At 46.1% G+C, this 12,973-nt stretch carries 10 protein-coding genes; 3 read left to right on the top strand and 7 right to left on the bottom strand.

Translation table 11 applies throughout. From position 1 onward, the window contains the following. Positions 1 to 7: 7 nt before the first annotated feature. Entirely contained in the window at positions 8 to 1,855 is a 1,848-nt protein-coding gene (locus KNO96_RS07800) for a sensor domain-containing phosphodiesterase (RefSeq protein WP_214703255.1), read from the bottom strand. Between the two features lie 281 nt (positions 1,856 to 2,136). Between KNO96_RS07800 and KNO96_RS07795 the strand changes: the two genes are divergently transcribed. Then, positions 2,137 to 3,909, top strand: coding sequence for a C40 family peptidase (locus KNO96_RS07795; protein ID WP_214703254.1), 1,773 nt, complete (start codon positions 2,137 to 2,139; stop codon positions 3,907 to 3,909). A 111-nt stretch (positions 3,910 to 4,020) separates the two neighbouring features. Continuing rightward, complete coding sequence (locus KNO96_RS07790) at positions 4,021 to 6,717, top strand: EAL domain-containing protein (RefSeq protein WP_214703253.1); 2,697 nt, start codon at positions 4,021 to 4,023, stop codon at positions 6,715 to 6,717. A gap of 12 nt (positions 6,718 to 6,729) precedes the next feature. Here KNO96_RS07790 and KNO96_RS07785 read toward each other — a convergent pair whose 3' ends face one another. Then, on the bottom strand, positions 6,730 to 7,458 hold the full coding sequence (locus KNO96_RS07785) for a DUF3784 domain-containing protein (protein WP_214703252.1): 729 nt from the start codon (positions 7,456 to 7,458) through the stop codon (positions 6,730 to 6,732). Between the two features lie 97 nt (positions 7,459 to 7,555). Next, positions 7,556 to 8,797 carry a UDP-glucose dehydrogenase family protein gene (locus tag KNO96_RS07780; RefSeq protein ID WP_214703251.1) on the bottom strand — a complete coding sequence of 414 codons (1,242 nt, stop codon included), beginning with the start codon at positions 8,795 to 8,797 and terminating at the stop codon, positions 7,556 to 7,558. 125 nt (positions 8,798 to 8,922) lie between these two features. On the opposite strand from KNO96_RS07780, the gene KNO96_RS07775 reads away from it, so the two are divergent. Beyond that, the gene (locus KNO96_RS07775; RefSeq protein ID WP_026825214.1) at positions 8,923 to 9,162 is read left to right on the top strand and encodes a hypothetical protein; all 240 of its coding nucleotides are present in this window, start codon (positions 8,923 to 8,925) and stop codon (positions 9,160 to 9,162) included. 82 nt (positions 9,163 to 9,244) lie between these two features. Here the strand turns inward: KNO96_RS07775 and KNO96_RS07770 are convergent, their stop codons facing one another. Genes KNO96_RS07770 through KNO96_RS07755 form a run of 4 tightly spaced genes read right to left on the bottom strand, consistent with a single transcriptional unit; the run spans position 9,245 to position 12,886 of the window. Further along, positions 9,245 to 9,886: a sugar transferase gene (locus KNO96_RS07770; protein ID WP_285800476.1), complete on the bottom strand. Its 642-nt coding sequence runs from the start codon at positions 9,884 to 9,886 to the stop codon at positions 9,245 to 9,247. After that, positions 9,883 to 11,439: a lipopolysaccharide biosynthesis protein gene (locus KNO96_RS07765; RefSeq protein WP_214703250.1), complete on the bottom strand. Its 1,557-nt coding sequence runs from the start codon at positions 11,437 to 11,439 to the stop codon at positions 9,883 to 9,885. The genes KNO96_RS07770 and KNO96_RS07765 overlap by 4 nt, the downstream gene beginning before the upstream one ends. A 15-nt stretch (positions 11,440 to 11,454) precedes the next feature. Further along, positions 11,455 to 12,120 (bottom strand): CpsD/CapB family tyrosine-protein kinase, encoded by a 666-nt coding sequence (locus tag KNO96_RS07760; RefSeq protein WP_251126696.1) that lies wholly within the window; start codon positions 12,118 to 12,120, stop codon positions 11,455 to 11,457. 4 nt (positions 12,121 to 12,124) lie between these two features. Next, on the bottom strand, positions 12,125 to 12,886 hold the full coding sequence (locus tag KNO96_RS07755) for a YveK family protein (RefSeq protein ID WP_152538872.1): 762 nt from the start codon (positions 12,884 to 12,886) through the stop codon (positions 12,125 to 12,127). Between the last annotated feature and the right edge of the window lie 87 nt (positions 12,887 to 12,973).

The raw sequence follows: 12,973 nt of genomic DNA, 5'->3' as shown, positions 1-12,973 counted from the left end.
GGGACGCTCAGGCGTCCCTTGTCTGTGTCGTATAGCTAGCAATCCATGTTTCAAGTTCTTGAAGCGGCAACGGTCTAGAGAAATAGTACCCTTGCATCTCGTCACAGCCGAGTCCACGTAATGCGTTCCACTGCTCAAGCGTTTCGACGCCTTCACAAACCGTCTTCAAGTTCAATCCGCGTGCTAAGTCGACGATGGATTCAACGATGACGTTCCCGGTCGGGTCGTTCTCTGTCACTTGAATGAACTGTCGATCGATTTTGATCTCATGAATCGGATAGTGCTTTAAGTAGACGAATGCTGAGAACCCGGTCCCGAAGTCATCGATGGAAATGGAAAATCCTTCTTCCCGGAAGGCGATGAAACGGTCGATGACGTGTTGCTGGTTTTCCATCCCAACGCTCTCTGTAATCTCCAGAGTCATATAACTCGTACAGATTCCTTCTTCACGTGCGATTTGGGCAAATTTTTCGACGACCCCTTCAGATAAGAAATGACGCGCCGATAAGTTGAGCGCAAGCTCGTAGCGGTCTCCACGATTATGCCACTGTTTGAGCTGGCGACAGGCCGTTACGAACGCCCATTCTTCTAGGTCGATGATGATCCCCGTCGATTCGGCGAGCGGAATGAAATCGAGTGGCGGTACGAGACCACGCTCCGGATGATTCCAGCGCATCAATCCTTCGAACCCTTTCAATTTTCCAGAATCAGCAATAACTTTTGGTTGATAATATAACTCAAACTGTTCTGATAAGACTCCCAATCGTAGGTTCATCTCTAGCCTTAGGCGATCTGATGCTTTCTGTGCCATCTCCTCTTCAAAAAACGCAATGACTCCCCGCTTCCCATTCGATTGACCCGCAACAACCCGAGTTGTATGAATCATGTCTAATGTGGAGCGACCTTCAATTTCAATCGAGATGAACGCGCTCGTCGTCAACACAACATCTAATTCATTAATTCGATACGGGAGACGTGTCACTTGCTCACATAAGTGTTCCGCAAGCGTATGCACTTTCCTCCGTTCCCCGTAAGGAATCCAAATGACAAATCCAGATTGAGACGTTCGAGCCATTCGAGACTCATCGACCACCTTGCGCAATCGACTCGCCATTTCTTTGACAATCAAATCAGACGCTTCAGAACCGATAGCATCTTCAATCGATCGAAAATCATCGGCTCGAATATAAAGAACAGCACCGAGAAAACCTTTCGTATGAAGACGAAGTGAATCGATTTCATCGACAAACGCGTACTTATTCATCAATCCCGTTAATTCATCCGTATAGGCCAGTTGATGAAGATGTTCATCAATCAACTGACGGTCGAGTCGAAAGTAAAGGATTGCGATAAAGTCCGCAAGCGTGCTCACAATTAATTCTTCAAGATAGTTCCACTTCCGCGGTAAAAATGTTTCGCAACAAATCACACCTTTAGCGCGATTGTTCGCGTAAATCGGAGCATCGAGCATCGAGTGGATACGCTGACCTTCCACAAAATACTCTGTGTATAGTTCCTTCACCCACGGGTGACTTCGAACGTCCTCGAACTTGAGGACCCGTTCTGTCTGAAGCGCCTCAAAATAGTCCGCTGCGAGTTCACGATGAACCGTCAACTTCGGATAATGTGTACCTGATTCGTGAGAATAGGCGACTTGGCACGAAATGGATTGATATGATGTGTCAAAATGCCAAATTGACACTGTATCGACCGCCAGCATATCAGCGACGATCTCACACATATATCGAATCGCCTCCTGTACGGTTTTCTCGGTCACAATCGGCATTCTCACGAGCTCGAACAGTTTCTCTTGATGTTTACGATATGTTCGGTTTGAAAAGTTCTTCTCGATCATCAGTCTGCTACCTCACCAAATTTATTTTGACCTAATGATAGCATGAAACATCACACGTCACGTTTTCCAAAATTCAACAGAAAGTCAATACTTCCTCCTTTTTCGATTCTGTTAAATATCCATTTATACCCATTTATAAATTATTGACCTCCTTTTCAAGAAAGGGACGTGAATTGACCTTTTGCCCCATTGCTTGCTCATTTCGTCTCACCGTACAATAAACTTGTATTGTTTCACTTGTTGAATGGTTTCATTCTCACTCTTTGAAAGGATGTGACGCTATGAATTCAAAGTCTGGTCTCACTTACTCATTCGCGGCTCTCGCAGCGGTAAGTATACTTGCCCACGCGGACGAAGCTGCGGCTGCGACCACGCATACGGTACGTTCTGGTGATACATTATGGTCCATCAGCCGTTCCTACGATGTATCTGTCGCGACGGTTAAATCTTTGAACGGACTATCCTCTAACCATATTCGCGTCGGTCAGACACTACGTCTCACAGGAAATGCGTCTGCATCGACAGGTGGTTCATCGTTGACAGCTGCGAGTACGAATCGTGTCACGACGACGCATGCGTTGAACATGCGACTCGCCGGAGGAACGTGGCACCGCGTCCTCTTGACGATTCCAAAAGGCAAAACGCTCACCCCGATTCAATCAAAAGGATCGTGGACGAAAGTCAGTTACGGCGGACAGACCGGGTGGGTGCATAACGACTATTTACAAAAAGCTTCCACGTCAAGCGGAGCAGACACGCCTTCGACTGTCACACCGAACGCGGCGACGGCCCAAACGAAAGTAAACTTGAATCTTCGCTCGTCGAAGTCAACAAAGACGACCGTGGTACTCACGATTCCTAAGGGCAAGACGGTCACCGTCTTAGCTGTCGAAGGCTCATGGTCGAAAGTAAAGTACGGGACAAAAACTGGATATGTCGCCAATACATATTTAACGACATCTGAATCAGCGACATCTACGTCACCGAGTACAGAACAATCCATCAACCAACAGTTCACCACGACCGCAAACTTGAATGTTCGGCAAGGTGCCGGCATCGGCTACGCCCTCGTCACGTCCATCCCGAACGGCACGGTCGTCCAGGCGACGAAACAGTCAGGTAGCTGGTACTATGTCACGTATAATGGTAAATCCGGATACGTGAGCGCCGGTTATTTAAAGCAAACGACCACGACACCGAGTGACCCTGCCCCCAATGAAGGAGATGCCGGTGCTGGCAATGCCACTGTTGATTACATCGTCAACACTCCCTCTTTGAACGTCCGTTCGAGCTCTTCAACGAGTGCGACGATTATCGGTAGTGTCAAAGCGGGACAGACGTTGCGCGTCGTCGAGTCTTCAAAAGGTTGGCTACAAATCTATTACGGGAATACGGTCGGCTTTGTTGCCTCGGCCTATGTAAAAACGGTCCCGAAAGGCTCGGCAGAAGGTCCGGCTTGGGTCGAAGGTTCCTATGACGCAAACTCGTACTATACGTACTATCCGACTTCGATTCGGTCACAGGCGAGCGAGGCGAGCAGTACGGTCGGTTCGACACTCCGCGGAGAACTGTTGAACATCATTGGAGAGACGGCTACGCACTATCGGCTCTCTTCAGGATTTGTCGCAAAATCAGCCGTCACAGAAATCAAAGGACAAAGCGCTCAGTCTACACGACTTTCGACCATCCAGATTGCTAAACAGTATGTGGGTACACCATACGTGTGGGCATCTTCTAGCCCGGCCAACGGCGGATTCGATTGTTCAGGTCTCATCTATTATGTATTCAATCAATCCGGTGTCAGCATCCCACGTACGAACGTAGCCAATTACTGGGGCGGTGCTTACTTCGGAGCACAATTACCGAAGTCGTTCGTCCCGCAGCCCGGTGATCTCGTCTTTTTCGAAAACACGTATACCGCAGGACCATCGCATATGGGCATCATGATTAACGCTGATACATTCATCCATGCCGGTTCATACGGATTAGGTTATAACCAAATCAGTAAAGAACCGTATTGGCAATCACGCTTAATCGGTTATAAGCGCCCGTGACTTTAGTCACGTTAATAAACCCGACAAAAGTCGGGTTTTTCTTTCGTTTTGCAGGAATTTCATCCCGTGACCCGAAATCGGAGTATGATGAAGAAAAAAAGGAGGTGCCGGATGGGCCAATCCCGTTTCGCGAAAATTCCATACCGTATCTACACGATGGCGCTTGCGGTCGCTTGTCTCATCGGTGTCCTGTTGTTTGGGCTTGGAACGAGTTTTTATTGGCATGAAAAACAAGAAGCCATCGACCAGACGATCGCGAATTTGAATCAGGCGGCAGACCTGGCTGGTGTCGAAGCGTATGTGACGCTCTTCGAGGCGGCGACCCGTTACGAGGAACAGTCGAATCAGACGTCATCGTTCTTATCCACACCGTACAAAGAACGGGCACTCCAATACAATGAGCGCTTATTGAACGACTTCGAAGCTGGTATAAACGAACGGGAACGAGAGACGCTTCAGACGTTCTCGAACGATTTGAACCGTATTCTCGAAGAAGAGCGATTCGAGGCGGTCCCGAACGATGTCATCAGTTCAATCAATCGCCGTTGGTTCTATCGAGCGCTCGAACAAACGAATCAACCGAATGCAGCTTATGAACTGATTGACGCTATTATGCGGATGCAATCGATGCTCATGCGAAACGGCGCTTCCTTACTCGGTGATTCAATTGACGAGAACCAACTGGCCAGTACCGTTGATTTGATTGTAGGCGAAGCGGCAATCATCCAAACAATCATCGCATCGAACACAACGTTACAAACGAAAGCGGTCATCGACGTGGCAGAAAGTGGTCAATCGTTCGCCAATATGGCAAACCGTGAGGCATCTCTAGAAGCTCGTTATGTCAATTCAACGAACGTCTACGAAGATGCGTATGGGGCTCTTCGCTCGATTCGCTCTACTTCAGAGATCGCGCTACGAGAAGAAAGTAAACATTACCAAATTCTCGCCACTACCTCATTCGTCATGACATTCCTCTTATCACTCGGACTGATTTTCCTGCTTTACTATACGCGCAAGCGTTACAATCACGATTTGGCGCACCTCAAGGCACGAGCGCTTGCTATCGATCCAAGTCTCACGCCGGTTGAAGAGATGTTCCCGAAGACGCATGACTTCCGTGGCATTGAGGACGAGTTACGCGAGATTGCCGCAAGCGTTCATTCGACCTTCCATGAGCTCGAAAATCGCTCACAGGATCTCGTGCGCTATCACGAACGTTGGTCGTCCCTCTTTTCAGAGACCGGGCTCGCCATCGCGCTGATGGATGATTCTTATAATCTGATTGAACGAAATGAGATGTTCCGTCAGTTTTTTGGCGACCGAAATTTATATGAGATCAACCAACTGTTCACCGAGACGGGTCGCCGTTTGTTTGAACAAGCACTTGAAGGCGTGACCAACCAAGGAACGAGCGCCCAATTCATCATTCATTTGAAAGGTGAACATACTCGTTATTTGAACGTGAAATTGACACCGCTAAAACGAGAAGAACAATTGACATATTATTTGATTGTTGAAGATGAGACCGATCGTGTCGAGCGGGAACGAAAAGTCGACCGTCTCGTGCGCTTTGATTTGGCGACCAACCTCTACAACGAGTATGGCTTCATCCGCAGATGGGAGAATCAAGAGATTGACGGTGCATTCGTCTTGATTAGACTGCATGACTACCATCACCTCGTCGATTGGTACGATCCGGCATACGCCGATCTTCTCATGAACGAGTTCGCGCGCACCGTCGAGGCTCGCCTCTCCAAATATGCACAACATCTATTCGGGCGGTATCGGGACGATACGTTCATGCTGTATGTCAGAGGCTTCTCTTTTGAGGATGAACATGAATTATTGGAACTGTTCCCGACGGAATTGACAGTCAATCATAAACGACAAAATGTACACATCCAAATCGGTGCAACCGAGACGAAACCTGCGTATAACGATTGTTTGTTTGAGGCGATGAAGGCGTTACAACACGCCAAAGAAACCCGCATCCCATCGGTTTGGTATGACTCAGACATCCTAGCCCAGATGCAACTCGCCGCACTGATTGAGCAGGCGCTTCCAGAGGCGATCCGAAAAGGTGAATTGACGGTCGCCTATCAGCCACAAGTCGAGCTGAAAACAGACCGTGTCGTCGGGGCGGAAGTACTCGCCCGCTGGACACATCCTGACGTCGGAGTCGTTCCACCGAACGAATTCATTCGTGTCGCAGAGCGATCCGATCAAATCTTATGGCTATCGCATAACATTCTCGACCAGACGATCGCACAGCTCGTCGCGTGGCAAGACACACCTTTCGAAGACATCTCACTGTCGTTCAACTTGTCGGCTCATTCGGTCGACCCGTCGATTGTAGCGAAACTTCGGGACTCCATCGAGCTACATCCTTGGCTACCGGACCGATTGAAGATTGAATTGACGGAGTCGTCAGATATTATGTCGTATGAGAGTGAACTCGAACGGTTAGAAGATATCGCCGACCTCGGATATTGCCTCTCGATTGACGACTTCGGGACCGGATATGCCTCATTCGAAGCGATTTGGCATTTGCCGATTCAAGAAGTCAAAATCGACCGGATGTATGTGAGTGGGAAGGCGAAAGAAAGTACATCCTTCTTACGTGCCGTGTCGCGTTTTGCGAACGAGCAACAGCTGACCGCCCTCGCTGAAGGCATCGAGACCGATGACGACCTGTCACGAATGATTCATGAAGGAGTCGAGCTCGGGCAGGGCTACTACTTCTCACCAGCTCTTGATGCGGCTTCATTTGAAACTTGGGTCAACACGAAGGGACACTCGCATTGAGTGTCCCTTTTTTCAGCGTGATTGAATCTCTTCATATAATGCTCGCGTCGCTTCTGCCGACGACTGATTGAGATAGATTGGTTCTGCCGACCAATCGAGTCGAATGACCGGTTCGACATCGCGATCGATAAACAGGAGGACATCTTCTCCTGCTTCCGTGCGAAAATGTCCAGTCAGACGTGTTCCCGTGTCTGCTCCGTTCGTCCGACGCGCGATGTCCGGTAAGATTGTCCATGTCACGTCTTCCACTTCATCGAGCGGGATTTCACGACCATAACTGCCTTCAATGACAATCACCGAGTCTGTTACAGTCACCTCAGTCGGTTGACTGAACCAAAATAGGAGCGCGGGCACACCGACGAGTAATACGACAGAGACGATGATGATTGGGATGAGGCGCTTTTTCCCACCCGGTCTCAAACGACCAGATTCATCAAAGATGTTCCCGTCATACCGCTGCATCCGCCAAAGCATGGCGACGATGAAGACGAATAGGACGAGAAAGAACGGTTCGAGTGGTGCGCTCCATCCAGACAAGTCGATGAGTGCAATCAACAGAAACATCGCGCCAATGCCGTAACACATCCAAGCAATCAGTCGCGCCACCCGCTTGATGTCTACACGTTCTTGCCTCTCTTTAGACATCGTATTATACCCTGAGATCAAATGATACCAGCCGAACCTGTCTACCGCGAAGCCTAATACGACGACGATTCCTGCTGCTAGAATGAGAATCCACATATACCTCGCCTCCTCTCCTTTCTTTACGATACAAGACTTCTGAAGGATTCAAATTACACGAAAACAGGACCGCCTATATGAGCAGTCCTAAACAATGTTAGTTTGAAGTTGGTGTGTTCGATGGACGTTGCATCCGTCCGATTCCTTCGTACGAAACAGCACTCGGGTCGCGCGCAAACTTCCACGCGTTTCGCGCATCAATCAAGCGACGCTGGCGCATACTCGAAAAGGACTCCGGTCTCAAATTCACGAGTTCATCCCATTCCGTGACGAGAACAGCACAGTCCGCACCATGCAACGCCTCTTCAATCGATGCCGCCTGCGGATACTCCCACGTCGCAATCGGATCATACCCGATGACTTCAACGTCTCGGGCGACCATATGGTGCGCGAGTAAAATCGACGGGGCATCCCGCATATCGTCCGTTCCCGGCTTGAATGCCAAACCAAGAATCGCAATCCGCATGTTCGGTTGAAGATTTAGTTTAGACAGCACATATTCGATTTGCGTCTCATTCACTTTTGCCGCCGCTCGGATGACACGTAAGTCAATCTCATTCTCTTTCGCGACATGAAGCAGTGCGTTCATATCTTTCGGGAAGCACGATCCGCCATATCCAATTCCTGCGTTTAAGAACGAGCGTCCGATACGCGGATCGAGTCCCATTCCATCCGCAATTGTTATAATATCAGCACCTGCTTTATCGGCTAAGCGCGACAAATCATTCATGAAGCTGATTTTCGTGGCCAAAAATGCATTCGATGCGTATTTGATGAGTTCTGCGTTGATGGGTATCGTACAGATGAGCGGAACGCCGAGACGACCGTATATGCCGGCCAGCTCCTCTGACACTTCAATGTCCTCACAGCCGATAACGACCCGATGTGGCTTCATGACATCCGCAAGTGCACGTCCCTCTTGTAAAAATTCAGGTACGATTGCAAACGTATGAGAGGGATACATGATGTTCAATAAATCTGTCGTACCGGGGGGGACTGAACTACGAATGATAATTTTATGCTTCGTTCTCAGTTCCGAAAGGACTGCTTCGATATAGGATAAGTCACAGCTACCATCTGACTTGCTCGGTGTCCCGACCGCAAGAATCAAATAGTCGACCTGCTCCGTATCCGCAACACGATCTGTTAACGTGATTTGATCGGCGTGCTCTTGTAGCACCTCTGCCATGCCTGGTTCATGGAATGGTGGGTGTCCACTCATGAGGAGACGTAACTTCTCTTCGTCAGCCTCGACACCGATGACGTGATGACCGGCTTTTGCCAATCCGCAAAGTGTGGCCAATCCAACGTATCCTAAACCAATAATTCCAAATTTCACATCTGTTCCTCCTTCAATCATCTTTTCTAAGCGTACCGAAACACACCTAAGAAGTGAAGCTTCTAACACTCTCTCGATGTTCTTTGCTATAATGAGTCAAAATGATGGGTGAAAGGACAAATTGCATGGGCTTAATCGCTTTCTTCTTAGTGACCTTGTTCGTTTATTTCTGGTTTCCGGTCCGGGGGGGACTGAAAACTTTTTTACTTGTATTAATCATGGTGAGCGGATGGCTCTCGATTTTTGAACTTGTTGCCATTCTAGAAGCTCGACCGTGGATCTTTGCACCAATCCTAATCGTCATTGCTTCAGTGATTTGGAAAGTACAACGCGACCGGAAGCAACAAATGAAGAAAAGTGTTTGACACTCAGTCAGGCGCTTTTTCTTTTTGTATTATTCGAGAAATTCTGTAAAACTCCTGTATCCATGCAAAAACAAAAACGCTCTCAGCGGGTGAGGGCGTCTTCTTTGTGATTTTGTTCGCTACCCATAAATGCTTCCATCGTCGCCGATGTTTCCGAAGAGATTCCATCTCTTTTGAGTACTTTATAGACGGTTTGAAAGATAATCTTCCAGTCACCTATAAACGTGATGTTGTCGACATACTGCACATCCATCTCGAATCGTTCTTCCCACGATAAACGATTGCGTCCGTTCACTTGTGCAAGACCAGTCAATCCCGGTCTCACCTCATGGCGACGCATTTGTCTATCGTTATAACGTGGTAAATACTCAACGAGCAGAGGCCGCGGTCCAACGATGGATAAATCACCTTTCACAATGTTCCTCAAACTAGGCAATTCATCGATGCTGAGCGAACGCAACTTTTGCCCGAATGATGTCAAACGCTTGTCATCAGAAAGAAGTTCGCCCGCCTCGTCCCTTTCGTCTGTCATTGTCCGGAATTTAATCATCTCAAAAATCACACCGTCTTTTCCGGGACGCTTTTGCTTGAATAAAATCGGTCCACCTAGTTTGAGGCGAATCAGAAGAGCAGTCCCCCCTATGAGAGGACTAAGTAACACTAAAGCAACTATTGCTAACAAAAGATCTTGAGGGCGCTTAAAAAAACGACGATACATGTTCATTTGAGTTCTCCCTTCTTTATACGCTTAAACGGAAGAATCGATTGAATCAAATCTTTTTCAAACTGATTCACCGTAAAGAACCAAGTAAACACCGCATATAGAGCAACAAGTCCCACTGCTTTATATAAAAATTCAATCATATTTGAGGATGGATGTAGGTGTTGAATCACCATCCCGATAACTAATGTCAACAAAAGTCCAGGCAGTAGCTGTAAATGACATTCTTTAAAAAATCGCAAAACATCTATCTTTAATATTTTTACGTAGATGATATTCATAAATACAGCATTTCCACTTAAGTAACCAATCATGAGAGCGAGTGCTGCTCCACTCGCGCCGTAGGTCCCACTCAAAAATATTGCGAGCACTAAACCGATGACTGCCGAGATTACCATCCCGTAAGCTCGATACCGAATTTGATTTGTCGTTACAAGGTGGATGTTTGCAATTTCTTGAGGAAGCGTAATCACACCCATCGCAATGAGTAACGACGCAACAATATATGATTCGCGAAATGCATCACCTACCCAAAAGTGAATAAATTCCGATCCAATCGCAATGAATGTTACTGTAATGAATCCCACAACATAGAGTTGAATCCTACCAACCCGAATCATCAGGTTTTCGATATCTTTAACATCACCTGAATGGGTGAGCCTTGATACTTTTGGCAAAAAAAGTGAATTGACTGCTGTCGCTATAAGCAATACATAACCTTGAACAACCATCCCGATCGAAAAGATTGCAACGGCAACCCCACTTGCTACAATCACAAGTACTGTCGGCATGATATTCATTAGAAAGTTATGTGTTGCAGCAACAGTCGTTTGCCAAGAGGAAAAAACAAAAATTTCACGGTACATCCCTTTCCCGCTGGCCATGAAGTCTATTTTAGTATCTGTATATTTAAAGATGTATAGTACTTTGAAAATATTATTTAATAATATAACAATCGCATTGATTACAACGAGCGCATATACGCCATACCCCATCACAAGAGCTACGATTGTACAGGTTACAATCACTACTTTCTCAAAAAATAGCAATGAATTGAATTGAATGAAACGCTCATTTACGATAAACACTGCATCGAGTGGCTTAGATATTAGAGTAATCAAAATGTAAAAAGCAACAATTGGGTACATAAATTGTAGTTTCTCTAAATCACCAGCACTCAAATTACCGTAAAGATTATCTAGAAACACATATAAAATGGCTAACACGACCGCTAATATAAAGGTCAGCAAAAAAAATAATTTGTAGGCGATGCCTAGAAAGCGGATTTCACCTTGCCGATCCCCATCATTTCGATATTTACTTAAAAATCTGGCAACTACTACTTCAAGACCTAGATTAAATGCGAAAATGGCAATGATGGAAAACGATAAAATGTATAATCCATAATTAGCTTGACCAATCTTTCCGATCATCCATGGCGTATAGAGAAATCCTGAAATGATATTGAAACCAATTGAAACGTAGGATACCAAGGCACCATATTTAATTTGATTCGAACTGACTTCTTCCGGTTCGAGAGCATATTTGGTCGCCATAGGTATCCCTCCTTTTTAATGATATGCATAATAGTAGTTATTTCGATCCTTTCGATACTCACGGCGATTTAACACAAGACCTAGAATTTTGGTGCCTGTCATTGTCAATTGATCACGCGCTTTTACTACTTCATCCCGATCTGAAGCTTCGCAACTCACAACGAGAACTGTCCCGTCAACCTCAGTCGCAATCACTCGACTATCCGCAACTTGCATCACTGGTGGTGCATCTAAAATAATGATGTCAAACTGGGTCTGCACTTGATCTAACATCTCTTTAAAGGAAGGTGCAGAGAGTAGTTCTGATGGATTCGGTGGAATGACGCCTGCCGTCATCACGTATAAGTTTTCAAGTTGAGTTTGTTGAATGGCAAGATCAATTGTGACACGTTTTGCAAGAACATTTGAAAGGCCATTCTTCGTATCTAGTCGGAAGATTTGGTGCATTGTTGGACGACGCATGTCACAATCAACGACTAGTACACGTTTACCTAATTGAGCATATACAACGGCTAAGTTTCCAGCGGTTGTCGATTTCCCTTCTCCAGTAAAAGTCGAGGTTACAAGTATTGTTTGTAGTCCTGTACCGAGCGACGTATATTCAAGATTTGTACGTAGTGTACGATATTGTTCGGAGATTGGCGATTTCGGATCTGAGATTGTAATTAAATTTCGGTTCATATTTCTATGAAAGCTTTCTTTGTGTTTTCGGAACATATTTCTCTCCCTCCTTTACTTGATTCGATGAGTGCGGATTATGTTTATCTGATTTGAACGATTGACGTTCAAATAGAGGAATCGAAGCAATCACTGGTATTCCAAGTATGGCTTCTGCTTCCGCCTCAGTTCGAATTTGTTTGTTGAAAAGATGTCTAATTAATACGAATGCGCTACTGAAAATGAACCCGAGGAGTATACCAATTGCAGTGTTCCGTGGAATATTTGGCTCTACCGGTTCAATCGGAACAGATGAAGGTGACAAAATTTGTGTATTATCGACTTTCATTAAGCTTGGAATCTCACTTGAAAATACCAAACCTAATTCATTCGCAATACTTGCAGCCATTTCCCCTGATCCTGCGGTAGCACGAACTGTAATGACTTGCGAATTTTCTTCGCTTTCAATAACAATTTGTTCTTCTAACTTTTCAGGGGCATTCGGGATATTTTCACGCACCTCATTTAGAATGATTGGACTTTTCATAATAATTCGATACGTATTAATCAGCCCCTGCGATGATTGGATCTGATTACTGTCTAACGCTTCAGTCCCATTTTGTTTTGGTACCACCAAAATTTGCGTCGAAGCTTCATACGTCGGTGGGATTACATACCGACTTAACGAGTAGGCAATCGCTCCTATTAAAATCATCGTCATTAAAATAAGCCACTTTTTAGATTTCAAAATAAACCAAGTATCCTGGATTGACGAGTTGATATCTCTCACGGTGACTATACCTCCCTTACTTTTTCGACTGTCGACACCATTTATGAATTAGATAGTGAACCTTTCCCTCTCCGAAAATCATTCAAT

The sequence above is a fragment of the Exiguobacterium sp. s89 genome (assembly GCF_018617735.1).
GTDB lineage: Bacteria > Bacillota > Bacilli > Exiguobacteriales > Exiguobacteriaceae > Exiguobacterium > Exiguobacterium marinum.
This window is presented reverse-complemented; position numbering and strand designations above follow the sequence as displayed.